This window comes from Streptacidiphilus jeojiensis (assembly GCF_042510965.1).
Classification (GTDB): domain Bacteria; phylum Actinomycetota; class Actinomycetes; order Streptomycetales; family Streptomycetaceae; genus Streptacidiphilus; species Streptacidiphilus jeojiensis.
This window is the reverse complement of sequence record NZ_JBEUKS010000008.1, coordinates 102,108-126,319: the sequence shown is the minus strand read 5'-3', so window position 1 is coordinate 126,319 and position 24,212 is coordinate 102,108. Positions and strand designations below refer to the sequence as shown.

Genomic DNA, 24,212 nt, shown 5'->3' with positions numbered 1-24,212 from the left:
CCATGAACACATGTGACGAAGAGGGGACGCATCAGTGAGCGTCATCGACCTGGTGCCCTACGACGAGGCGCTGGCGGCGTACGACCCGGTGATGGGCCTTGAGGTCCACGTCGAGCTGGGCACCGCCACCAAGATGTTCTGCGGCTGCTCCACCGAGCTGGGCGCCGAGCCCAACTCGCAGACCTGCCCCACCTGCCTGGGTCTGCCCGGCGCGCTGCCGGTGGTGAACGAGATCGGCGTGGAGTCGGCCGTCAAGATCGGCCTCGCGCTGAACTGCGAGATCGCCGAGTGGTGCCGTTTCGCCCGGAAGAACTACTTCTACCCGGACATGCCGAAGAACTTCCAGACCTCGCAGTACGACGAGCCGATCGCCTTCAACGGCTACCTGGACGTCACGCTGGAGGACGGCGAGGTCTTCCGGGTGCAGATCGAGCGCGCCCACATGGAGGAGGACACCGGCAAGTCCTCCCACATCGGCGGTGCCACCGGCCGCATCCACGGCGCCTCGCACTCGCTGCTGGACTACAACCGGGCCGGCATCCCGCTGATCGAGATCGTCACCAAGCCGATCGAGGGCGCCGGCAGCCGCGCACCCGAGGTCGCCAAGGCGTACGTGGCCGAGCTGCGCGAGGTCATCAAGGCGCTGGGCGTGTCCGAGGCCCGGATGGACAAGGGCCAGATGCGCTGCGACGTCAACCTGTCGCTGCGGCCGCACGGGCGCGAGGAGTTCGGCACCCGCTCGGAGACCAAGAACGTCAACTCGCTGCGCAGCGTGGAGCGGGCCGCCCGGTTCGAGATCCAGCGGCACGCCGCCGTGCTCAACGAGGGCGGCAGCATCGTCCAGGAGACCCGCCACTTCCACGAGGAGGACGGCAGCACCACCGCCGGGCGGATCAAGGACAATGCCGAGGACTACCGCTACTTCCCCGAGCCCGACCTGGTGCCGGTCGCCCCGCCCCGCGAGTGGGTCGAGGAACTGCGTGCCGCGCTGCCCGAGATGCCCCGGGTGCGTCGGGAGCGGCTGCAGGGCGAGTGGGGCATCTCCGACCTGGAGATGCAGTCGGTGCTCAACGCCGGTGCGATCGAGCCGATCCTGGAGACCATCGCCGCGGGCGCGCCCGCGGACCAGGCCCGCAAGTGGTGGATGGGCGAGCTGGCCCGGCACGCCAACGAGTCGGGCGCCGAGCTCGGCGCGCTGCCGATCACCCCGGCGCAGGTCGCCAGGGTGTCCGAGCTGGTGGCGGCCGGTTCGCTGAACGACAAGCTGGCCCGCCAGGTGATCGAGGCGGTGCTGGCCGGCGAGGGCGGCCCGGACGAGGTCGTCGCTAAGCGCGGCCTGGCCGTGGTCTCCGACGACTCGGCGCTGGGCGCGGCCGTGGACGAGGCCATCGCGGCCAACCCCGATGTCGCCGCCAAGATCCGCGACGGCAAGGTCGCCGCGGCCGGGGCACTGGTCGGCGCGGTCATGAAGGCCACCCGCGGCCAGGCCGACGCGGCCAGGGTCAAGGAGCTCATCCTCGAACGGCTCGCCTGAGGTTCTAAGGTCCTAAGGCGCCTAAGGCCGTAGGACACTCCACTGAGGCCGTCCCACCCCTCCGGGTAGGACGGCCTCAGTGCTGTCTAAGGCCCCTCTGAGCTGGAAGATCGGGCAGGCTCCCGATGCCCGGCACCCCCCTGGGAGAGGAATCTTGAGGTCAGCAGGGAAGAGCGAAAGACCTTCACAGGGGAGCAGCAGATGTCCAGCAGCGAGTTCTACTTCCAGTCCTTCAAGATCCGCGAGTCCGAGCTGCGTCGCGCGGCCGAGCAGCACCGCATGGTGGTCGAGGCCGAGCAGCACGCCCGGGCGGCGGCGGAGAGTGACGGGGCCCAGGACCGGAAGGGAGGGGGATCGCAGTTCCACTTCCGGGGCGCCCGCCGCTCGCGGCGGGCCTCCGCGCCCAGTGCCTGCTGACCGACGCCCCCGGACTGTCGGAGGCGTGTGCGATGCTCAGTGATGTGGAGCGCATATCGGTGAGTCCCGTGTTCGTCGGCCGCTCCGCCGAAATGGCGGAGCTCTCGACGGCGCTGCAGCGGGCGGGGGAGGGGCAGCCACAGGCGCTGCTCATCGCGGGGGACGCCGGGGTCGGCAAGACCCGGCTGCTGGAGGAGTTCGTCTGTGCGGCTACGGCGCGGGGGGCCGTAGCCGCCGTCGGCGGTTGCGTGGAGATCGGTGCGGACGGCCTGCCGTACGCGCCGATCGCCGCCGCGCTGCGCGCGCTCCACCACGAGCTGGGCGTCGAGATGGAGCAGGCGGCGGCGGGCAGCGAGGGCCGGCTGGCGCAACTGCTGCCGGAGCTGGGCCACGCGGTGCCGGAGGCCCACGACGAGTTCGGCCGGGCCCGGCTGTTCGAGCACACCGCCCAGCTCTTCGAGCGGCTCACCGCGGACCGCACCGTGGTGCTGGCCCTGGAGGACCTGCACTGGTCCGACCGGTCCACCCGGGAACTGCTGGTCTACCTGCTGCGCTCGCTGCGCGGCTCGCGGCTGGTCATCGTCGCCACCTACCGCAGCGACGACCTGCACCGCCGTCACCCGCTGCGGCCCTTCCTGGCCGAGCTGGAGCGGCTGCGCACGGTGCAGCGGCTGGACCTGCCGCGGCTGGGCCGCGCCGAGGTCGCCGACCAGTTGCTGGGCATCCTGGCGGACACCCCCGACCCGGCGCTGGTGTCCAGGATCTTCCTCCGCTCCGAGGGGATCCCCTTCTTCGTGGAGGAGCTGGCCGCCAGCTACCAGGGCGGCTGCTCCACCGGGCTCACCGAGTCGCTGCGCGATCTGCTGCTGGTCCGGGTCGAAGCGCTGCCCGAGGCGGTGCAGTCCGTGCTGCGGGCTCTCGCGCTCGGCGGCTCGGCGGTGGAGTACGGGCTGCTCCGGGCGGTGCTGCCGCTGCCCGAGGACGAGCTGATCGGCGCCCTGCGCGCGGCGGTGGACGCCAACATCCTGCGCCCCACCCCGGACGGCGACGGCTACCGCTTCCGGCACGCCCTGGTCCGCGAGGCCGTCGCCGACGACCTGCTGCCCGGCGAGGGCGGCCGGATCACCCGGCGCTACGCGACGGTCCTCAGCGAGCAGCCGCAGCTGGTGCCCGCCGTGGAGCGGACCACCCGGCTGGCCAACTACTGGTACAGCGCCGGCGATCCGGCCCGCGCCCTGCCGGCCGCCCTGGACGCGAGCCGCGAGGCCCGGCGGCGCAACGCCTTCGCCGAGCAGCTGCAGATGCTGGAGCGCGCGCTGGAGCTGTGGGACCGGGTCCCGGAGGAGGTGCTGGCCGATCTGCGCCCGGCCGACTACGCCGAGTCCTACCCGGCCTGCAGCTGCGACGAGGACCCGAACGGGGAGTGCTGCGAGCGGCTGCGCTACGTCGACGTCATCGCCGAGGCCGCCGTCGCCGCCCGGCTCTGCGGGGAGCGCGAACGCTGCCTCAACCTCTGCAAGCTGGCGCTGCGTCATATCGATGAGACCACCGACCCGTCCCGGGCCGCCTGGTTCTGGGGCCAGCGCTCCCGGGTCCAGTTCCTCTTCGACGCCGGCGACAACGGCCGCGCCGATCTGGCCAAGGCCCGCGCGCTGGTCGAGAACGGTCCGCCGAACGCGGTGCAGGCGGAGGTCTTCGCCCGGTACGCCGCCTGCGACATGGTCGACTGGCCCGAACCGGAGGACATCGCCCTGGCCGAGCGGGCCATCGGGATCGCCCGCCAGATCAGCGACGAGCCGGTGGAACTGCACGCCCGGGTCACCCTGGGCACGCTCCAGGTCATCCTGGGACGCGAGGCCGAGGGCCTGGCCGAGCTGCAGCACGTGCTGAGCCGCGCGGTCGAGCTGCACGAACCGGACCTGATGTCCCGTGCCTACGTCAACCTCTCGGACGTCTACGAGGGCCTCGGCCGCTCGGAGCAGGCCGAGGCGACGGCCCGCGAGGGCTGCGAGATGGCCAGGGCCAACGGCCTGCTCGGGGCCTCGGGTTCGATCCTGCAGGGCAACTGGGTCGAGCCGCTGATCTCCCTCGGGCGGCTGGACGAGGCCCAGCGGCTGCTCGACGCCGTCTCGCACGAACTGGGCACCCCGACCGAGAGCGGCTTCCTGAACCGGCTCCGCGGTCTGATCGCGCTGCTGCGCGACGACCTTCCGGCCGCGACCGCGCAGCTGCTGAACGCCAGGGCCGAGCTGGTCGGCGGCCGTGCGCAGAGCTGGCTGCCGGTGTCCGAGCTGGCGATCCGGCTGGCCGCCGCCGAGGGCCGTTTCGACGGGGTCAGGTCCGAGCTGCTGGCCGCCGTCGGCGAGGGCTTCCCCTCCGGGAAGTCTCGCTACGTCTGGCCGCTGCTGCTGCACGCCACCGCCGCCGAAGCCGACTCGCGCGGGCTGCCGGCCCTGGACGCCGACCGGCCCGCGGTGCTGGAGCAGGTGCGCGCGGCCGCCTCGCAGCTGCTCCGCGGCTGGCCGCTGGCGGACGGGTTCGCCCTGCTGCTGGACGCCGAACTCGCCCGCGCCGAGGGCGATTTCCAGGCCGAGCCGTATCTCCGCGCGGCGGCCGTGCTGGAGCCGCTCGGACTCCCGTACCCGCTGGACCTGGCGCTGCTGCGGGCCGCCGAGGCCGAGGCGCTGCAGGGGCGGCGGTCCGAGGCGGCGGCGCTGCTGCGGCGGGCCGAGGCGCAGGCGGCCCGGCACGGCGACGTACGGATGCAGGCGGCGGCGCGGCAGCTCGCCGACCGTGCCGGACTGCGGGCGGCGGAGGCCGCGGAGCCGGAGCCGTCGGTGGAGCCGGCCGCCTTCCATCTGACGCCGCGTGAGCTGGCGGTGCTGCGGCTGGTGGCGCTGGGGCGGAGCAACCGTCAGATCGCCGAGGAGCTGTACATCTCGCCGAAGACGGCGAGCGTCCATGTGTCCAACATCCTGGCCAAGCTGGAGGTGACCGGGCGCGGCGAGGCCGCCGCCCTGGCGCACCGGCTGCGCCTGGTGCCGGTCGGCGCCTGATCGGCCCATCGGTACCGGGTGCACGGGGAAAATCAGGCGGCGCTGTCGGAGGCATGTGCGATGCTCGGGGCCGTGGAGCGGATATCGGTAAGCCCCCGGTTCGTCGGCCGCAGTTCCGAACTCGCGGCGCTGGACGACACGCTGCGCCGGGCCGGGGCGGGGCTGCCGCAGGCCGTGCTGATCGGCGGCGAGGCCGGGGTCGGCAAGACCCGGCTGCTGGAGGAGTTCCAGCGGGCGGCGCTGTCCGGCGGCGCCCTGGTCTCGGTCGGCGGCTGCCTGGAGGTCGGCGCCGAGGGCCTGCCCTACGCGCCGTTCGCCAGCATCCTGCGCCGCCTGCACCGGGAGCTCGGCGTCGAGCTGGACCGGGCCGCCGAGGGCTACGAGAGCAGCCTGGCCCGGCTGCTGCCGGACTTCGGCGAGGCCCCGCCCGAGGCGCACGACGCCTTCGCCCGGGCCCGGCTGTTCGAGCACACCGCGCGGCTCTTCGAACGGCTGACGGTGGACCGCACCCTGGTGCTGGCCGTCGAGGACCTGCACTGGTCCGACCGCTCCACCCGGGAACTGCTCGCCTACCTGGTCCGCACCCTGCAGGGGGCCAGGGTGGTGGTCCTGGCCACCTACCGCAGCGACGACCTGCACCGGCGCCACCCGGTCCGGCCCTACCTGGCCGAGCTGGAGCGGCTCCGCACCGTCCAGCGGTTCGAACTGCCCAGGCTGGGCCGGGCCGAGGTGGCCCGCCAGCTGGCCGGCATCCTGCACCCCCGGGTGCCCGGCGAGGACCTGGTCCAGTGGGTCTACGACCGCTCCGAGGGCAACCCCTTCTTCGTCGAGGAGCTCGCCGCCTCCGAGCAGCAGGGCGCCGGCCGCTGCCTCACCGACTCGCTGCGCGACCTGCTGCTGGTACGGGTCGAGGCGATGCCGGAGGAGACCCAGGGCATCCTGCGGATCCTGGCCGAGGGCGGTTCGGCGGTCGAGCACCGGCTGCTGGCCGCGGTCGCCGGACATCCCGAGGACGAACTCACCGAGATCCTGCGCACCGCCGTGGGCGCCAACATCATCCAGCCCAGCGCCGACCTGGACGGCTACTGCTACCGCCACGCCCTGGTGCGCGAGGCGGTCTCGGACGACCTGATGCCGGGGGAGCGCAGCCGGATCAACCGCCGCTACGCCGGCGTGCTGGCCGAGCGCCCGGAGCTGGTCGCCGCCGACCAGCGGGCCGCCCGGCTCGCCGACTACTGGTACCACGCCCGCGACGCGGCGCTGGCGCTGCCGGCCGCCCTGGAGGCGGGTCTGCACGCGCGCCGCCGCAACGCCTTCGCCGAGCAGCTGCGCATGCTGGTGCGGGCCCTGGACCTGTGGGACGACGTGCCGGAGCAGGTCCTCGCGGGTCTGACCGGTGTCGAGTCGACCGACTCGACCTACCCCCGCTGCACCTGCCCGCCCGGCGCCGGGCACGCGTGCGGCCGGCTGCGGACGACCGACCTGCTGGCCCAGGCCGCCGTCGCGGCCATGTACAGCGGCGAGCACGACCGGGGCCTGCGCTTCATCAAGAAGGCGCTGCGGATCGTGGACGAGACCGAGGACCCGCAGCGGGCCGCCTGGTTCCTGATGCAGCGCGGCCGTGCCGTCCGCTACCGCTCCGGCGGGACCGCCCGGGAGGACATCGACCGCGCCCTGGCACTGGTCGGCGAAGGACCGCCCACCGCCGTCCTCGCCGACCTGCTCAACCGGCTGGCCGTCGAGGGCACCCTGGACGACGCCCGCAGGGAGGACCTGGAGACGGCCCGACGGGCCGTCGAGGTGGCCCGCGCGGTCGGCGCCCGCACCACCGAACTGCACGCCCGGCTCACCCTGGGCAGCCTGCACCGGATCTTCGACGACCACGAGCAGGCCGACGCCGCCTTCGCCGACCTGATCGAGGACGCCGCCGCCACCGGTGACATGGAGCTCCAGTCCCGGGTGTACATCAACCTCTCGCACCACTACGAGGCCGAGGGCCGGTCCGCCCGGGCGGCCGAGGCCGCCCGCGCCGGTCTGGAACTGATCAGGTTGAACGGGATGGCGGCCTACAGCGGCACCATCATGCTGGGCAACCTGGCCGAGGCACTGCTGTCGCTGGGGCGGCTGGACGAGGCCGGGAGGCTGCTCGCCGAGGAGCCGTTCGGCTCCGGGCGGGAGGCGCACCGCGACTTCCTGGAACGGTTGCGCGGCGATCTGGCGCTGATGCGCGGGGACACCGCGCACGCCGCCGAGCAGTTGGAGGCCGCCCGCGCCCTGGAGGCCGACTGGCAGCCGCAGAAGTACCTGCCGACGGCGCTGCTGGCGGTGCGGATCGCCTGCCGGCAGGGCCGCTTCGGCGATGCCAGGTCCGAGCTGTCCGCGGTGCTGGACAAGGGCCTGGACCGGGGCTACGAGCGGCACGCCTATCCGTTGCTGTTCCACGCCGCGGCGGCCGAGGCCGACGGCTACGAACTGCCGGGGTCGGCCCAGGGCCGGCCCGAGACGCTGCAGCGGATCCGGGCCGCGGCCGCCGGGCTGAGCAGGCAGCATCCGCTCGCGGCCCCCTGGGGATCGATGCTGGCGGCCGAACTGGCCCGCGCCGAACGGAGCGACACCGCGACGATGTGGCTGGCCGCGGCGGAAGCGGTGGCCGGGCTGGAATCCCGGGGAGCGCGCGCCATGGCGCTGTACCGGGCGGCGGAACGGCTGGCCGTCGAGGGGCAGCGCGGCCCGGCGGCCGCGGCCGCCGACGAGGCGCTGGAGCTGGCCGAGCGCCAGGGGGAGCACGGGCTGCAGCAGTCCGTACGGCTGCTGCTGGAACGGGCCGGGCTGCGCACCGAGCGGGCCGCCGCGGAGCCGGAGCAGCCCGAGCCGGGTCCCGCCGCCTTCCATCTGACGCCGCGTGAGCTGGGCGTGCTGCGGCTGGTTGCGCTGGGGCGGAGCAACCGTCAGATCGCCGAGGAGCTGTACATCTCGCCGAAGACGGCGAGCGTTCACGTCTCCAACATCCTGGCCAAGCTGGAGGTGACCGGGCGCGGCGAGGCCGCCGCCCTGGCCCACCGGCTCCGACTGGTCGGCCCGCGATAGCCTCGCGGTCATGGCCCGCTACCTCCTGCCCTATCCGCCCGAGCAGCTCGGCACGCTGCCCGCCGGGGTCCGCGCCGACGAGATCGCCGTCTGGGACGGAGCGGGACCGCCACCGGAGCAGCGGGTGCTCGACGGCGTCGAGTTCTACTGCCTCCCCTACATGCACCATGCGGCCGCCACCGCCCTGTTCCCGCGGCTGCCCGCACTGCGCACCGTGCAGACGCTCACCGCCGGCGTCGACGACGTGCTGCCGCGGCTGCCGGCCGGGGTGACCCTGCAGAACGCCCGCGGCCTGCACGACGCCAGCACCGCCGAACTCGCGGTCACGCTGATCCTGGCCTCGCTGCGCGGCATCCCGCAGTTCGTCAGGGACCAGGCCGACGGGGTCTGGAACCAGCACTTCCGCCCCGCGCTGGCCGACCGCACGGTCCTGATCGTCGGCTACGGCTCCATCGGCGCGGCCCTGGAGGCACGGCTGCTGCCGTTTGAGTGCGACATCGTCCGGGTGGCGCGCAGTGCGCGTTCCGAGCCGCTCGGCCCGGTGCACGCCCTGGACGGGCTTCCGGCGCTGCTGCCGACGGCGGACGTGGTGGTGCTGCTGGTGCCGCTGACCGAGCAGACCCGGCACCTCGCCGACGCCGCGTTCCTGGCCCGGATGAAGGACGGCGCGCTGCTGGTCAATGTCGCGCGCGGCGCCGTCGTCGACACCAAGGCCCTGCTCGCCGAGCTGGACACCGGCCGGATCGGCGCAGCCCTGGACGTCACCGACCCCGAGCCGCTGCCCGCCGACCACCCGCTCCGGCACGCCCCCAACACCCTGATCACCCCTCACGTCGGCGGCCCCAGCACCGCCTTCCTCCCCCGCGCCCTCCGCCTCCTGAACGCCCAACTCGCCGCCTTCGGCCGTTAGGCCTTCGGGGGCGCGAGGCTCTGCTTGACGAAAGGCGCGCGCGAGAACCAGCTACGGTGGCAGGCGTCGCGGCACATGCCTCGCTCCGCGCCCCCCTTGCGCCCCCAACACCCCCACGCGCCTGGCCATTCGGCTGGTTCCGGGCCGTCCCCACCGATCCCGCAGAGCCTTCCCAGCGCGTTCCGTTACTCTGAGTTGAGTATGGATGTCGTAGAGTGACGAGAGTGGTGTAAGGTCCCGACCGGGAGAGCCGGTACGGAGCGATCCGCATCGCTGCTCCGCCCGCGACCGGGGCCGGAGGGGGAGTTACCGGTATGAGTACCAAGACCGTGCTGCCCGGCCCACCCTGGGCCGAGGAGCATTCCGTGCCGAGATTCAGCGTGCAGGACCCCGTCGCGTCCGTCTCCGACCTCGACCCGCCGGGGCTGCTGTCGGGCAGCCTCTCCGCGTACGAGGCGGAGGAGCCGCGCGAGGAGGCGCCGCAGCCGGGTCCGGCCTCCCGGCTGCCCAGGCTGCTCATCCTGCTGCTGTGCCTCGGCTATCTGATCGGTTCGGCCTCCGGCTGGGGCTCCCCGGGCCTGGCCGACTTCATGGGGGACTTCGGCCTCTCCGGTGCCGCGCTCACCGCGTCCCTGTCCTGTCTGGGCTACAGCTGCACCGCCGCCGGCCGGCACCGTCCGGCCTGGCTCTGCTTCGGCCTGTCCTCACTGATGGTCGCCGTCGGCAACGGCGTCTGGGGCTGGTACGAGGTGGTGCTCCGGGTGCCGATCCCGACCCCCTCCATCGCCGACTACGCCTTCCTGATGTTCGCCCCGCCGGCCATCCTCGGCCTGCTGCTGCTGGCCAAACGCCCGCGCAACGCGGCCGGTTGGCTCTGTCTCGCCCTGGACGGCTGGCTGATCGCCGGCTCCCTGCTCACGCTGAGCTGGAGCCTCGCGCTGGCGCGCACCGCCCACGGCGACTCCGGCAGCCCGCTGCGGCTGTCGATGGCGCTGGCCTACCCGGTGCTGGACATCCTGCTGGTCAGCATGGTGCTGGGGCTGCGCTTCCGGAGCCGCGACAGCAACCGGGCGGCCGTGCACACGGCGATGGTGGCGCTGGCGCTCACCGTGCTCTGCGACGCCCTGTTCACCAGCCAGGCGCTCCGGGACGCCTACCACTCCGGCCAGTTGCTGGACGCCGGCTGGTTCACCGGCAGCATGCTGCTCGCCTGGGCCCCCTGGGCCAGGCCCAGCGGCAACGGCGGGGCCGCCGCCCCCGGCGGCGGGCGGACCAGGGTCGCCTCCACCTTCAGTGCGCTGACCCCCTACGCCGCCGCCGCGGTCTGCACCGCCGGCCTGATCTACAACGCCTTCGCACAGCGCCAGTTGGACCGCTTCGTACTGATCGTCGCCTGCACCGTGGTGTTCGCGCTGATCCTGCGCCAGGGCATCATGCTGCTGGACAACCTGTCGCTGGCGCAGAAGCTGTCGCACCAGGAGAACCACTTCCGCTCGCTGGTCCAGGGCTCCAGCGACGTCATCATGATCGCCGACCCGGACGGCGTGCTGCGCTACGTCAGCCCCGCCGCCACCGGCGTCTACGGCCGCCCGGCCGAGGAACTGGTGGGCACCCGGCTGCCGGAGATGGTCCACCCGGACGACCTCGGGCACGTCCTCTGGGAGGTGCAGCGCTACCTGGCGCAGAGTCCCGCCCAGGAGCCGACCGCCAGGATCGAGTGCCGGGTGCGCTCCGGCGCGGGGGAGTGGCTGGACGTCGAGTCCACGGTGAACCGCTACCGCGACGGCCTGATCTTCAACTGCCGGGACGTCTCCGAACGGGTGCGCCTGCAGGCGCAGTTGGAGCACAACGCGTTCCACGACGCGCTCACCGACCTGCCCAACCGGGCGCTGTTCCTGAACCGCGGCAGGACGGCGCTGAACCGGATGCCCGCCGCCGAGGGCGTAGCGGTGCTCTTCCTCGACCTGGACGGCTTCAAGGCCGTCAACGACACGGCGGGGCACCAGGTCGGCGACGAGCTGCTGGTCCAGGCGGCCCGGAGGCTGCAGGACACGGTCCGTTCCGGGGACACCGTCGCCCGGCTGGGCGGCGACGAGTTCGCCGTACTGCTGGTGGGGCTCGACCAGGAGCAGGCGGCGGAGGTCGCCGAGCGGCTGCGCGCGGCACTGTCCGCGCCGTACTGGATCGGCAGCGAGGAGCTCGGCGTGGCCGCGAGCATCGGCATCGCCTTCGCCGAGCCCGGCATCACCCCGGCCCGGCTGCTGCGCAACGCCGACCTGGCGATGTACCGGGCCAAGAAGAACGGCAAGGGCCGGGTCGCCGTCTACGACCCCCAGTTGCGCACCGAGCTGCACCGCCGCACCGAGCTGGAGCAGCGGCTCAGGCTCGCCGTGCGCGAGGGCCAGTTCGCCCTGCTGCACCAACCCGTGGTCGACCTCGGGTCAGGTGAGGTGGTCGCGCTGTCCGCGCAGGCCCGCTGGCGCTCGGCGCAGGGGCTGCTGCTCACCCCGGCCGAGTTCCAGCGGGCCTCGGAGGGCGGCGACCGGGCGGCGCGGTTCACCCGCTGGATGGTCGAGCAGGCGCTGCAGCTCTCCAGGGAGCGCCGGGAGCGGCTGGGCGCCACGGTGTCCCAGCTCCCGGTGGCGGTCCGGCTCTCGGCCCGCAGACTGGCCGTTCCGGGGTTGTGCGAGACCATCGAGGCCATGCTGCTGCGCAGCGGTCTGCCCGCGGAGTCCTTACTCCTGGAGATCACCGAGGGTGAGGCCGCGGACGGCCGGCCGCACCACTCCGACGAGCTGGTCCGTCGGCTCACCGCGCTGCGCAAGCTCGGCATCGGGCTCGCCCTGGACGGGTTCGGCGGTCCGGGCGCCCCGCTCAGCGGGCTCCGGCTGCTGCCGGTCGACATGATCAAGGTGGAGCGCGGTCTGGTCGAGGGGCTGGTCGAGTCGGCGTTCCTGCAGACCCTGACCACCTCGGTGCTCCGGCTGGGACAGGAGTTGGGCCTCACCACGGCGGCCGAGGGCGTCGACCAGGCGGCCCAGGCGGCGCTGCTGCGCCGGCTCGGCTGCCAACGCGGCCAGGGCCGGTACTTCTCCGGCCCGCTCCCCGAGGAGGAGTTGGACGCGGTACTCTGCGGCCCCGGATTCGACGTTCCCGATGCCCCGGCGGAGGGGTCGCAGCGGCTCGTCCACCCTTCGGGTGAGTCCCGCAGTGACCTGCGGCTTCACCGCCCCGGCCACCCCCGCACCAACTCTGACCAGCAAGGACGCTCCCGTGGCAGTCATCTCGGCCTCGGTCCGCATGATGAGACATCGATCCCACCGGCTTGACACCCCGGTCACCGCCGGAGGAAGGTCGAGCCATGAGCACCCGAATTCTCGTACTTGGCGGGCGCGTCGGCTGATCCGCAGGAATCCGGTCTCACCCGGTCCACGGAATCACTCAGGTCGACGCGCCACCCCTCGCATGCCCACGGGCACGAGGGGTTTTTTGTTGCCCACGCCCCGAAGTCCGCAACCCCGCCACGTACCCCTCCGAGAAGGAATCAGCAGATGACTGAGCAGGCAGCCGCCGCCCCGCAGCGAGGCGAGACGTCCCCCGTCGCCGAGCCCATGACCGGGGCCCAGTCGCTCATCCGCTCGCTCGAAGCCGTCGGTGTCGAGACCATGTTCGGCCTCCCCGGCGGTGCCATCCTCCCCGCCTACGACCCGCTGATGGACTCCGTCAAGGTCCGTCACATCCTGGTCCGCCACGAGCAGGGCGCGGGCCACGCGGCCACCGGTTACGCGCAGGCCACCGGCAAGGTGGGGGTCTGCATGGCCACCTCGGGCCCGGGCGCCACCAACCTGGTCACCCCGATCGCCGACGCCTACATGGACTCGGTGCCGATCGTCGCCATCACCGGGCAGGTCGCCAGCGCCGCGATCGGTACCGACGCCTTCCAGGAGGCGGACATCTGCGGCATCACCATGCCGATCACCAAGCACAACTTCCTGGTCACCGACCCGGCCGAGATCCCGCGGGTGATCTCCGAGGCGTTCCACATCGCCGCCACCGGCCGCCCGGGACCGGTGCTGGTCGACATCGCCAAGGACGCGCTGCAGGCCCGGACCGTGTTCCGGTGGCCGCCGGAGCACCAGCTGCCCGGCTACCGCCCGGTGACCAAGCCGCACGCCAAGCAGATCCGCGAGGCCGCCCGGCTGCTGACCACCTCCAAGCGCCCGGTCCTCTACATCGGCGGCGGCGTCATCAAGTCCGGCGCGACCGCGGAACTGCGGATCCTGGCCGAGCTGACCGGTGCCCCGGTGGTCACCACGCTGATGGCGCTGGGCGCCTTCCCCGACACCCACGACCAGCATCTGGGCATGCCCGGCATGCACGGCAGCGTCGCCGCCGTCACCGCGCTGCAGAAGGCCGACCTGCTGTTCGCGGTCGGCACCCGCTTCGACGACCGGGTCACCGGTCGGCTGGACACCTTCGCCCCGCACGCCAAGATCGTCCACGCCGACATCGACCCGGCCGAGATCGGCAAGAACCGCACCGCCGACGTGCCGATCGTCGGTGACGCCCGGGAGATCCTGGCCGACCTGATCCAGGCCGTCCAGGCCGAGTTCGCCGGCGGCACCACAGCGGACTACACGGAGTGGTGGCAGCAGCTCAACGGCTGGCGCAAGACCTACCCGGTCGGCTACGACGCCGCCCCCGACAACATGCTGAGCCCGCAGCAGGTGATCGAGCGGATCGGCCAGTTGGTCGGCCCGGACGCGATCTACGCGGCGGGCGTGGGCCAGCACCAGATGTGGGCCTCCCAGTTCCTGACCTTCGAGAAGCCGGCGACCTGGCTGAACTCCGGCGGCGCGGGAACCATGGGCTACGCCGTCCCGGCGGCGATGGGGGCCAAGGCCGGGATGCCGGACACCCCGGTCTGGGCCATCGACGGCGACGGCTGCTTCCAGATGACCAACCAGGAACTGGTCACCTGCGCCCTGAACAACATCCCGATCAAGGTCGCGGTCATCAACAACGGCTCGCTGGGGATGGTCCGCCAGTGGCAGACCCTCTTCTACGACCAGCGCTACTCCAACACCGTGCTGCACAGCGGTCCCGAGCACGACGGCGTCGCCCAGCCCGCCCAGGGCACCCGGATCCCGGACTTCGTCAAGCTGTCCGAGGCGATGGGCTGCGTCGGGCTGCGCTGCGAGCGCCCCGAGGACCTTGACGCGGTGATCCAGCAGGCGATGGCGATCAACGACGCCCCGGTCGTCATCGACTTCATCGTCCACCAGGACGCCATGGTCTGGCCCATGGTCGCCGCCGGAACCAGCAACGACGAGATCCTGGCGGCGCGCGACGTCCGCCCGGACTTCGGCGACCAGCTCGACTAGACCAGCGACCAAGGGAATAGGAACCATGTCCAAGCACACCCTCTCCGTCCTGGTCGAGAACAAGCCAGGCGTGCTCGCCCGCATCGCCGCGCTGTTCTCCCGCCGCGGGTTCAACATCGACTCGCTCGCGGTCGGACCGACCGAGCACCCAGACATCTCCCGGATGACCATCGTCGTCAACGTGGAGGACCTGCCGCTGGAGCAGGTCACCAAGCAGCTCAACAAGCTGGTCAACGTCATAAAGATCGTCGAGCTGGACCCGGACGCGGCGGTCCGCCGCGAGCTGGTCCTGGTCAAGGTGCGCGCGGACAGCGAGACCCGCTCCCAGATCACCGAGATCGTCACGCTCTTCCGCGCCAAGACCGTGGACGTCTCCCCGGACGCGGTGACGGTCGAGGCCACCGGCAGCAGCGACAAGCTGGAGGCGATGCTCAAGATGCTGGAACCGTACGGCATCAAGGAACTCGTCCAGTCCGGGATGGTCGCCGTGGGCCGCGGCGCACGGTCGATTACCGACCGTTCCCTCCGCGCGCTGGACCGCAGCGCCTGACTGGTCCTCCGTAGCTGGTTCTCGCGCAGTTCCCCGCGCCCCTGGCTGAGTGCAACTGAGCCAGTTGCAGACCCATAGGGGCGCGGGGAACTGCGCGAGAACCCCGCGCCCACGTGCACCGTCCCTGAGACGCTAATCTCAGCATCCGAGAAGCAAACCCGCGCGCCGCCGACCGGCGTACGGTGTCCCTAACCGAAGCAACCCCCCGCAAGGAGAAGCCAGCGATGGCCGAGCTGTTCTACGACGACGACGCCGATCTGTCCATCATCCAGGGCCGCAAGGTCGCGATCCTCGGCTACGGCAGCCAGGGCCACGCCCACGCCCTCTCCCTGCGCGACTCCGGCGTCGACGTCCGCGTCGGCCTGCTGCCGGAGTCCAAGTCCCGCGCCAAGGCCGAGGAGCAGGGCCTGCGCGTGGTCACGCCGGCCGAGGCGGCCGCCGAGGCCGACGTCATCATGATCCTGGTCCCGGACCCCATCCAGGGCGACGTGTACAAGGAGGTCGTCGAGCCCAACCTCAAGGCCGGCGACGCCCTGTTCTTCGGCCACGGCCTGAACATCCGCTACGGCTTCATCAAGCCCCCGGCCGACGTCGACGTCTGCATGGTCGCCCCCAAGGGCCCGGGCCACCTGGTCCGCCGTCAGTACGAGGAGGGCCGCGGCGTGCCCTGCATCGTGGCCGTCGAGCAGGACGCCACCGGAAAGGGCCTGGAGCTGGCGCTCTCCTACGCCAAGGGCATCGGCGGCACCCGCGCCGGCGTCATCAAGACCACCTTCACCGAGGAGACCGAGACCGACCTGTTCGGTGAGCAGGCCGTCCTCTGCGGTGGCACCTCCGCGCTGGTCAAGGCGGGCTTCGAGACCCTGGTCGAGGCCGGCTACCAGCCGGAGATCGCCTACTTCGAGTGCCTGCACGAGCTGAAGCTCATCGTCGACCTGATGTACGAGGGCGGCCTGGAGAAGATGCGCTGGTCGGTCTCCGAGACCGCCGAGTGGGGCGACTACATCACCGGCCCGCGCATCATCACCGCCGACACCAAGGCCGCGATGAAGCAGGTCCTGGCCGAGATCCAGGACGGCACCTTCGCCAACGCCTGGATCGCCGAGTACAAGAACGGCCTGCCGAAGTACAACGAGTACAAGAAGGCCGACAGCGAGCACCTGCTGGAGACCACCGGCAAGAAGCTCCGCAAGCTGATGAGCTGGGTGGACGAGGAGGCGTAAGCTTCCCCCCACCTCTGCTGCGGGGGTGTCCCGGACGGGGCGCCCCCGCATCTTTGTACGGTTCGTAAGGTCCCGTGCGGGTGATTCCTCCGCAGGGGCGCGTGGTACAGGCCCAACCCTCGCTAGACTCCCGATTGCGCGTCAGGCCCACAGCGTCGTGCGTCTCCAACGCGGCATGCCACCGTTCCCACCATGCCGCCCCTACACGGGTGCCACCCACACCCATGCGGCAGGGGAGATCCGGACAGTAAGGACAACTGTCGTGAGCGCTGCACCCACCCACAAGCCTGTCGTTCTCATCGCGGAAGAGCTCTCCCCCGCGACCGTGGACGCGTTGGGCCCCGACTTCGAGATCCGCCACTGCGACGGTGCCGACCGGGCCCAGCTGCTGCCCGCCATCGCCGACGTCGACGCGATCCTGATCCGCTCCGCCACCAAGGTCGACGCCGAGGCCATCGCCGCCGCCGGGAAGCTCAAGGTCGTCGCCCGCGCCGGCGTCGGCCTGGACAACGTGGACGTACCCGCCGCGACCAAGGCGGGTGTGATGGTCGTGAACGCCCCGACCTCCAACATCGTCACCGCCGCCGAGCTGGCCTGCGGTCTGCTGATCTCCACCGCCCGGCACATCCCGGCCGCCAACACCGCGCTCAAGGCCGGCAAGTGGGCCCGCAGCAAGTACACCGGCGTCGAGCTGGCCGAGAAGACCCTCGGCGTGGTCGGCCTCGGCCGCATCGGCGTGCTGGTCGCGCAGCGGATGTCCGGTTTCGGCATGAAGATCGTCGCCTACGACCCCTACATCCAGGCAGCCCGGGCCGCGCAGATGGGCGTCAAGCTCATGTCGCTGGACGAGCTGCTGGAGGTCTCCGACTTCATCACCGTGCACCTCCCGAAGACCCCCGAGACCATCGGCCTGATCGGCGACGAGGCGCTGCACAAGGTCAAGCCGACCGTCCGCATCGTCAACGCCGCCCGCGGCGGCATCGTGGACGAGGAGGCCCTCGCGGCCGCCCTCAAGGAGGGCCGGGTGGCCGGCGCCGGCCTCGACGTCTACTCCAAGGAGCCGTGCACCGACTCCCCGCTGTTCTCCTTCGACAACGTGGTCTGCACCCCGCACCTGGGCGCCTCCACCGACGAGGCGCAGGAGAAGGCCGGCATCTCGGTCGCCAAGTCGGTCCGCCTCGCGCTGGCGGGCGAGCTGGTGCCGGACGCGGTCAACGTCCAGGGCGGCGTCATCGCCGAGGACGTGCGTCCCGGCCTGCCGCTGGCCGAGAAGCTCGGCCGGATCTTCACCGCCCTGGCCGGCGAGGTCGCGGTCCGCCTCGACGTCGAGGTGCGCGGCGAGATCACCCAGCACGACGTCAAGGTGCTGGAGCTGTCGGCCCTCAAGGGCGTCTTCGAGGACGTCGTCGCCGAGACGGTCTCCTACGTCAACGCTCCGCTGTTCGCCCAGGAGCGCGGCCTCGAGGTCCGGCTGACCACCACCAGCGAGAGCCCCGAGTACCGCAACGTCATCACCGTGAAGGGCACCCTGACCGACGGCCGCGAGGTCGCCGTCTCCGGGACGCTCACCGGCCCCAAGCGGGTCCAGAAGATCGTCGGCGTGGACACCTTCGACGTCGACGTGGTGCTCACCGACCACATGGCCTTCTTCCGCTACGACGACCGCCCGGGGGTGGTCGGCTCGCTCGGCCGGATCCTCGGCGAGGCCGGTATCAACATCGCGGGCATGCAGGTCTCCCGTGACGACGAGGCCGGCGACGCCCTGGTGTCGCTCACCGTCGACAGCGAGATCCCGCAGCCGCTGCTGACCGAGATCGCCGCTGAGATCGGCGCCAAGTTCGCCCGTTCGGTGAACCTCAGCGCCTCCTGAGCCCTGAGCTGCGCAAAGCCCCGTCCGTCGCGGTCCGCGACGGACGGGGCTTTGGTATGTCCGGGTGAGCTCCGTCTCAGATAGTAGGAAATCCAAGTAGTTCTGCAGACAGTCGCGGCCCACTGTCGTACCGTGAGGGTGTCGGACGATCCGCCGTATCCTCGGCCAGTTCCGACCGGCCCCTGTCGCGGGTGATCCCCGCGCGGCCCTCCATCGCCTTTCTCCGCGCATGAAACCTCCGCGCACGAAACGGAGTCCCCCATGGACCAGCCGCGCCCCCAGCAGAACCGCCCCTCCCCGACCAGCGACCGGGCCAAGGCCATGGCCGCCCTCCAGCGGGCCCTGGACCGCCGCGACAACGGCGGCGTCACCGGCCACCAGTAGCGAAGTCCACATTCCGGACGGCAACTGCCCACCTGTTGGGCTCCGGAGTAGGGTCGCAGGCATGTCTCGCACACTCCGCCTCGCAGTGATCCCCGGTGACGGCATCGGCCAGGAAGTCGTCGCCGAAGGGCTCAAGGTCCTGACCGCCGTCCTTCCCGCCGACACCAAGGTGGAGAGCACCGAGTACGACCTCGGCGCACGCCGCTACCACGCCACCGGCGAGACCCTGCCGGACAGCGTGCTGGAGGAGCTGAAGAACAACGACGCCATCCTCCTCGGCGCCATCGGCGACCCGTCCGTGCCCTCCGGGGTGCTGGAGCGCGGGCTGCTGCTGAAGCTGCGCTTCGCCTTCGACCACCACGTCAACCTGCGCCCCGGCAAGCTCTTCCCGGGCGTCGCCTCCCCGCTCGCCGGCGACCCGGTCATCGACTTCGTGGTGGTCCGCGAGGGCACCGAGGGCCCCTACGTCGGCAACGGCGGCACCCTGCGCACCGGTACGCCGCAGGAGATCGCCACCGAGGTCAGCCTGAACACGGCGTTCGGCATCGAGCGCGTCGTCCGCGACGCCTTCGCCCGCGCGCAGGCCCGTCCGCGCAAGAAGCTCACCCTGGTCCACAAGAACAACGTGCTGGTCCACGCCGGCCACCTGTGGACCCGGATCTTCAACCAGGTCGCGACCGAGTTCCCCGAGGTCAGCACCGACTACCTGCACGTCGACGCGGCCACGATCTTCTTCGTGACCCAGCCCGAGCGCTTCGACGTGATCGTCACCGACAACCTCTTCGGCGACATCATCACCGACCTGGCCGCGGCCGTCACCGGCGGCATCGGCCTCGCCGCCAGCGGGAACATCAACCCCAGCGGCGCATTCCCGTCGATGTTCGAGCCGGTCCACGGCTCGGCCCCGGACATCGCCGGACAGGGCAAGGCCGACCCGACCGCCACCGTGCTGTCCGTCGCCATGCTGCTGCAGCACCTCGGCCTGACCGACGAGGCAGCGAGGATCGAGACCGCGGTCGCCGCGGACCTCGCCGAGCGCGTCGGCAAGCCGGCCCGATCCACCAGCGAGGTCGGCGACGCCCTCGCGGCGCGAGTAGCCGGCTGACCCGCCGGCACAGCGCAGGACCTCCACGAGCGGTCCGGAAGCAGCACTGCCGGTCAACACCGGCACGAGCCTTCCGGGCCGCTTCGGCGTATCCGGACCGCCGGACCGGCTCGGCTGCGAGATACAAGGACATGCGACTATCAACCTTGGACGCCCTCATCGGACAATGGGGGATGTCCGCCATGACGACACGGTGAAGGACGTAACGGCCATGACCTCCCCCAACGAGCACATCGAGATCGAGCTGAAGCCCTCGGCCCACCCGCTCTCCGACGCCGAGCGCCAGGCCCGCCTGGCCAACCCGGGCTTCGGTCGCTACTTCACCGACAACATGGTGACCATCCGCTGGACCGAGGGCCGCGGCTGGCACGACGCCCAGCTCGTCCCGTACGGACCGATCGAGCTGGACCCGGCCACGGCGATCCTGCACTACGGCCAGTCGATCTTCGAGGGCCTCAAGGCGTACCGCACCGCGGACGGGGGCATCCAGACCTTCCGCCCCTACGCCAACGCCGCCCGCTTCCAGGCCTCCGCCCGCCGCCTGGCCATGGCCGAGCTGCCGCAGGAGACCTTCGTGGCCGCCGTCGAGGCCCTGGTCCAGCAGGACCAGGCCTGGGTCCCGACCGGGGGAGAGGCCAGCCTCTACCTGCGCCCCTTCATGATCGCGACCGAGGTGGGGCTGGGCGTCCGCCCCGCCAGCGAGTACCTGTTCATGCTGATCGCCTCCCCGGCCGGGGCCTACTTCCCCGGCGGCGTCGAGCCGGTCTCGGTCTGGCTCTCCGAGGAGTACGTCCGCGCGGCGCCCGGCGGCACCGGCGCGGCGAAGTGCGGCGGCAACTACGCGGCGTCGCTGGTGGCCCAGGCCCAGGCCGCGCAGCAGGGGTGCGACCAGGTGGTCTGGCTGGACGCGATCGAGCGCCGCTGGATCGAGGAGATGGGCGGGATGAACCTCTACTTCGTCTTCGGCGAGGGTGAGGACGCCCGCATCGTCACCCCCGAGCTGTCCGGCTCGCTGCTGCCCGGCATCACCCGGGACTCGCTGCTCACCATCGCGGCCGACCTCGGCTACGCGACCGAGGAGCGGAAGATCTCCACCGACGAGTGGCGCGACGGGAACGCCGACGGCACCCTCACCGAGGTCTTCGCCTGCGGCACCGCCGCAGTGATCACCCCGGTCGGCTCGGTCAAGTCCGCCCGCGGTGACTGGACCGTCGGCGACGGCACCCCGGGCCCGGTCACCATGCGCCTCCGCGAGTCCCTGCTGGCGCTCCAGACCGGCCACCGCGAGGACACCCACAACTGGATGCACCGAATCGCCTAGGGATCCATGGGGGCGCGGGGAACTGCGCTGCCAACCATGCACCTCCGTAGAGGGCTGGTCGCGCAGTTCCCCGCGCCCCTTGGTAGTGAGGGGGGTCCCGAATGCTGAGACCTGTACCCCGGAGGGCCCCGTGCTGTGCCAGACTGCACAGGTGTCCTCGCTCGCGCTCATTATTGGCAGCAGGCGCGCCGGTCCGCAGTGACCGCTCCACCACGTAAGACCCGTGGCAGGAACGGACACCGTGTCACATGACCCGCGCGCAGACCTCTCGCACCCGCGAGGGGTCTTTTTATTTGCCGACGCGCTCCCCACCGGGAGCACACCGACAAGCGAGCAGCTCGCGGCGATGGTGGACAGTGGAGTCGGATCCCCCAGCAGGCAGACCCTGCTGGGGGCCAACCAGCCCCCGGACAGGAGACCCCAGGCAATGACCCTCAGCGACGACTTCCACGTCTTCGACACCACCCTGCGCGACGGCGCGCAGCGCGAGGGCATCAACCTCACCGTCGCCGACAAGCTGACCATCGCCCGGCATCTGGACGACTTCGGCGTCGGCTTCATCGAGGGCGGCTGGCCCGGCGCCAACCCCCGTGACACCGAGTTCTTCGCCCGCGCCGCCGACGAGCTGCAGTTGCAGCACGCCCAGTTGGTGGCGTTCGGCGCCACCCGCAGGGCCGGCGGCGAGGCCGCCACCGACGCCCAGCTCGCCGCCCTGGTCGCCTCCGGCGCACCCGTGGTGACCCTGGTCGCCAAGTCGCACGACCGCCATGTCGAGCTGGCCCTGCGCACCACCCTGGACGAGAACCTGGAGATGGTCCGCGACAGCGTCGAGTACCTGCGCGCCCAGGGCCGCCGGGTCTTCATCGACTGCGAGCACTTCTTCGACGGCTACAAGGCCAACCGCGAGTACGCCCTCGCCGTGGTCCGCACCGCGCACCAGGCCGGGGCCGACGTGGTGGTGCTCTGCGACACCAACGGCGGGATGCTCCCGGCCGGGGTGCGCGACATCGTCGCGGACGTCCTCGCGGACTGCGACACTTACAAGCCCGGAGCCCGCCTGGGCATGCACGCCCAGGACGACACCGGCTGTGCGGTGGCCAACACCCTCGCCGCGGTCGACGCCGGGGCCACCCATGTGCAGTGCACCGCCAACGGCTACGGCGAGCGGGTCGGCAACGCCAACCTCTTCCCGGTGGCCGCCGCGCTGGAGCTGAAGCTGGACCGCCGGGTGCTGCCCGCAGGCCGGCTCGCCGAGATGACCCGGATCTCGCACGCCATCGCCGAGGTGGTCAACCTCACGCCCTCCACCCACCAGCCCTACGTCGGGGTCTCCGCCTTCGCCCACAAGGCCGGGCTGCACGCCTCCGCCATCAAGGTCGACCCCGACCTCTACCAGCACACCGACCCGGCCCTGGTCGGCAACTCCATGCGGATGCTGGTCTCCGACATGGCCGGCCGCGCCTCGGTCGAGCTCAAGGCCAAGGAGCTCGGCTACGACGTCTCCGCCGACCGGGAGACGGTCGGCCGGGTGGTCGACACGGTGAAGGCCCGCGAGCTCCAGGGCTACACCTACGAAGCCGCCGACGCCTCCTTCGAGCTGCTGCTGCGGGACGAGATCAACGGCAACCGGGAGCGCTTCTTCGCCCTGGAGTCCTGGCGCGCCATCGTCGAGCAGGCCGCGGACGGCAGCCAGGCCAACGAGGCCACGGTGAAGCTGCACGCCAAGGGCGAGCGGATCATCGCCACCGGCGAGGGCAACGGCCCGGTGCACGCCCTGGACATGGCGCTGCGCGCGGCGCTGGAGCGGTTCTACCCGCAGCTGGCCGCACTGGAGCTGGTGGACTACAAGGTCCGCATCCTGGAGGGCGAGCACGGCACCCGCTCGCAGACCCGGGTCCTGGTGACCACCAGCAACGGCCAGGACGAGTGGTCCACGGTCGGGGTGGCCGAGAACGTGATCGGCGCCTCCTGGCAGGCGCTGGAGGACGCCTACACCTTCGGCCTGCTCCGCGCCGGCCTGGAGCCCTGACCGCTGAGGCCGGGGCGACAACTGAGGGGCCGTCACGCACTGCGTGACGGCCCCTCAGTTCGTCCGGCTCCGGATGATCGGTGGGATCAGCGGAGTCGGGCGAGTAGGGCGTGTTCGACGAGGGTGATGAGGGCGGATTTGGCGCTGTCGCGTCGGCGGGCGTCGGTGGTGATGACGGGGGTGTCGGGGCCGAGTTGGAGGGCTTCGCGGACTTCGTCGGGGTTGTGGGTCTGGTTGCCGTCGAAGGCGTTGAGGGCGACGACGAAGGGGAGTCCGCTGTTTTCGAAGTAGTCGATGGCGGGGAAGCAGTCGGCGAGGCGGCGGGTGTCGACCAGGACGACGGCGCCGATGGCGCCGCGGACGAGGTCGTCCCACATGAACCAGAAGCGGTCCTGGCCGGGGGTGCCGAAGAGGTAGAGGATCAGGTCCTCGTCCAGGGTGATGCGGCCGAAGTCCATGGCCACCGTGGTGGTGGTCTTGTCCGCCACGTGGCTGAGGTCGTCGATGCCGGCGGAGGCGCTGGTCATGACGGCCTCGGTGCGCAGCGGGTTGATCTCCGAGACCGCACCGACCAGGGTCGTCTTGCCCACCCCGAAGCCGCCGGCCACGACGATCTTCGCCGAGGTGGTCGTGCGGGCTCCGGTGGCGGCCGCCGGCGGCGCGGGCCTAGAGCTTGCGAAGTCCACTGAGCACCCTTTCGAGCAGTGTCACGTCTGGCGTGCCGCCGGATTCGCCTCCGGCAGCGGGTTGGTGGATCGCGACCAGGCCGGATTCGGCCAGGTCTGCGACGAGGATGCGGGCCACGCCCAGGGGCATGGAGAGCAGAGCCGAGATCTCGGCGACGGACTTGATCTCCAGGCAGAGACCGCAGATCCGTTGGTGTTCGGGCAGCAGCGAGCCGATCCGCTCGGGCGCCGCGGTGGTGGAGACCAGGGCCTCGATGGCGAGCTGGTAGCGCGGCCGGGTCCGTCCGCCGGTCATGGCGTAGGGCCGGATCAGCGGCTCCTCGTCCATCTCCGGCTCCTGGGCCGGCGGCCGGCTCCAGTCGTCGGCGTACGACGGACGGCTGTTGTAGCCGGAGCCGGTGCCGCTGGTGGTGGGCGCGTTGGGCTCGGGGTTGCCCCGAGGTGCCGGACCCGAGCCGTTGGAGTAGGGGTTCTCCTGGTACGGGTTGCCGCCGTAGCCGTTGCGCTGCTCCTGCTCATAGCCGGGGTAGCCGGGGGCGTAGCCGCCGCCGGGACCACCGAACGCATCGTGGCCTGTACCGGGATAGCCGGTGCCGTACTGGCCGTTCTGGTCCTCGGGCGGTGTCACGGGTCCTCCTCACAGTTGAGCGACAGGG

At 71.7% G+C, this 24,212-nt stretch carries 16 protein-coding genes; 14 read left to right on the top strand and 2 right to left on the bottom strand.

Annotated features, from left to right (window positions below; genetic code table 11):
- Window positions 1-34 precede the first annotated feature (34 nt).
- The 14 genes from gatB (at window position 35) to cimA (ending at window position 22,870) form a co-directional block, all read left to right on the top strand.
- The gene (gene gatB, locus ABUW04_RS22825) at window positions 35-1,534 is read left to right on the top strand and encodes an Asp-tRNA(Asn)/Glu-tRNA(Gln) amidotransferase subunit GatB (RefSeq protein WP_380566421.1); all 1,500 of its coding nucleotides are present in this window, start codon (window positions 35-37) and stop codon (window positions 1,532-1,534) included.
- A gap of 201 nt (window positions 1,535-1,735) precedes the next feature.
- Complete coding sequence (locus ABUW04_RS22820) at window positions 1,736-1,951, top strand: hypothetical protein (RefSeq protein WP_030262319.1); 216 nt, start codon at window positions 1,736-1,738, stop codon at window positions 1,949-1,951.
- 32 nt (window positions 1,952-1,983) lie between these two features.
- Window positions 1,984-5,007 (top strand): helix-turn-helix transcriptional regulator, encoded by a 3,024-nt coding sequence (locus ABUW04_RS22815; protein WP_380566419.1) that lies wholly within the window; start codon window positions 1,984-1,986, stop codon window positions 5,005-5,007.
- Window positions 5,008-5,079: 72 nt separating this feature from the next.
- Complete coding sequence (locus tag ABUW04_RS22810) at window positions 5,080-8,094, top strand: helix-turn-helix transcriptional regulator (RefSeq protein WP_380566418.1); 3,015 nt, start codon at window positions 5,080-5,082, stop codon at window positions 8,092-8,094.
- A 10-nt stretch (window positions 8,095-8,104) separates the two neighbouring features.
- Window positions 8,105-9,004, top strand: coding sequence for a 2-hydroxyacid dehydrogenase (locus ABUW04_RS22805; RefSeq protein ID WP_380566417.1), 900 nt, complete (start codon window positions 8,105-8,107; stop codon window positions 9,002-9,004).
- 314 nt (window positions 9,005-9,318) lie between these two features.
- Window positions 9,319-12,333: a putative bifunctional diguanylate cyclase/phosphodiesterase gene (locus tag ABUW04_RS22800; protein WP_051726298.1), complete on the top strand. Its 3,015-nt coding sequence runs from the start codon at window positions 9,319-9,321 to the stop codon at window positions 12,331-12,333.
- A 222-nt stretch (window positions 12,334-12,555) separates the two neighbouring features.
- Window positions 12,556-14,388, top strand: coding sequence for an acetolactate synthase large subunit (locus ABUW04_RS22795; protein WP_380566416.1), 1,833 nt, complete (start codon window positions 12,556-12,558; stop codon window positions 14,386-14,388).
- A 25-nt stretch (window positions 14,389-14,413) separates the two neighbouring features.
- Window positions 14,414-14,938 (top strand): acetolactate synthase small subunit, encoded by a 525-nt coding sequence (gene ilvN / locus ABUW04_RS22790; RefSeq protein ID WP_030262304.1) that lies wholly within the window; start codon window positions 14,414-14,416, stop codon window positions 14,936-14,938.
- Between the two features lie 224 nt (window positions 14,939-15,162).
- Window positions 15,163-16,161 carry a ketol-acid reductoisomerase gene (ilvC, locus tag ABUW04_RS22785; RefSeq protein ID WP_030262294.1) on the top strand — a complete coding sequence of 333 codons (999 nt, stop codon included), beginning with the start codon at window positions 15,163-15,165 and terminating at the stop codon, window positions 16,159-16,161.
- A 262-nt stretch (window positions 16,162-16,423) separates the two neighbouring features.
- Window positions 16,424-18,031: a phosphoglycerate dehydrogenase gene (serA, locus tag ABUW04_RS22780; RefSeq protein WP_030262291.1), complete on the top strand. Its 1,608-nt coding sequence runs from the start codon at window positions 16,424-16,426 to the stop codon at window positions 18,029-18,031.
- A 261-nt stretch (window positions 18,032-18,292) separates the two neighbouring features.
- Window positions 18,293-18,415, top strand: a complete 123-nt coding sequence (locus ABUW04_RS22775) for a hypothetical protein (protein WP_269665057.1) — start codon at window positions 18,293-18,295, stop codon at window positions 18,413-18,415.
- Between the two features lie 61 nt (window positions 18,416-18,476).
- Window positions 18,477-19,520, top strand: a complete 1,044-nt coding sequence (locus ABUW04_RS22770) for a 3-isopropylmalate dehydrogenase (RefSeq protein ID WP_030262288.1) — start codon at window positions 18,477-18,479, stop codon at window positions 19,518-19,520.
- A 211-nt stretch (window positions 19,521-19,731) separates the two neighbouring features.
- Window positions 19,732-20,841 (top strand): branched-chain amino acid aminotransferase, encoded by a 1,110-nt coding sequence (locus ABUW04_RS22765; RefSeq protein ID WP_380566415.1) that lies wholly within the window; start codon window positions 19,732-19,734, stop codon window positions 20,839-20,841.
- Window positions 20,842-21,268: 427 nt separating this feature from the next.
- A complete protein-coding gene (gene cimA / locus ABUW04_RS22760) occupies window positions 21,269-22,870 on the top strand; it encodes a citramalate synthase (RefSeq protein ID WP_380566414.1) in 1,602 nt (533 codons plus the stop codon).
- Window positions 22,871-22,956: 86 nt separating this feature from the next.
- Here the strand turns inward: cimA and ABUW04_RS22755 are convergent, their stop codons facing one another.
- Both ABUW04_RS22755 and ABUW04_RS22750 read right to left on the bottom strand, forming a co-directional pair.
- Entirely contained in the window at window positions 22,957-23,556 is a 600-nt protein-coding gene (locus ABUW04_RS22755) for a GTP-binding protein (RefSeq protein WP_134000587.1), read from the bottom strand.
- Complete coding sequence (locus ABUW04_RS22750; RefSeq protein WP_030267650.1) at window positions 23,537-24,184, bottom strand: DUF742 domain-containing protein; 648 nt, start codon at window positions 24,182-24,184, stop codon at window positions 23,537-23,539. The genes ABUW04_RS22755 and ABUW04_RS22750 overlap by 20 nt, the downstream gene beginning before the upstream one ends.
- Window positions 24,185-24,212 lie beyond the last annotated feature (28 nt).

Coding starts and splice junctions, on each gene's coding strand:
- ABUW04_RS22820 (WP_030262319.1), top strand. CDS start 1,736: ATGTCCAGCAGCGAGTTCTACTTCCAGTCCTTCAAGATCCGCGAGTCC.
- ABUW04_RS22815 (WP_380566419.1), top strand. CDS start 1,984: ATGCTCAGTGATGTGGAGCGCATATCGGTGAGTCCCGTGTTCGTCGGC.
- ABUW04_RS22805 (WP_380566417.1), top strand. CDS start 8,105: ATGGCCCGCTACCTCCTGCCCTATCCGCCCGAGCAGCTCGGCACGCTG.
- ABUW04_RS22800 (WP_051726298.1), top strand. CDS start 9,319: ATGAGTACCAAGACCGTGCTGCCCGGCCCACCCTGGGCCGAGGAGCAT.
- ABUW04_RS22795 (WP_380566416.1), top strand. CDS start 12,556: ATGACTGAGCAGGCAGCCGCCGCCCCGCAGCGAGGCGAGACGTCCCCC.
- ilvN (WP_030262304.1), top strand. CDS start 14,414: ATGTCCAAGCACACCCTCTCCGTCCTGGTCGAGAACAAGCCAGGCGTG.
- ilvC (WP_030262294.1), top strand. CDS start 15,163: ATGGCCGAGCTGTTCTACGACGACGACGCCGATCTGTCCATCATCCAG.
- ABUW04_RS22775 (WP_269665057.1), top strand. CDS start 18,293: ATGGACCAGCCGCGCCCCCAGCAGAACCGCCCCTCCCCGACCAGCGAC.
- ABUW04_RS22770 (WP_030262288.1), top strand. CDS start 18,477: ATGTCTCGCACACTCCGCCTCGCAGTGATCCCCGGTGACGGCATCGGC.
- ABUW04_RS22765 (WP_380566415.1), top strand. CDS start 19,732: ATGACCTCCCCCAACGAGCACATCGAGATCGAGCTGAAGCCCTCGGCC.
- cimA (WP_380566414.1), top strand. CDS start 21,269: ATGACCCTCAGCGACGACTTCCACGTCTTCGACACCACCCTGCGCGAC.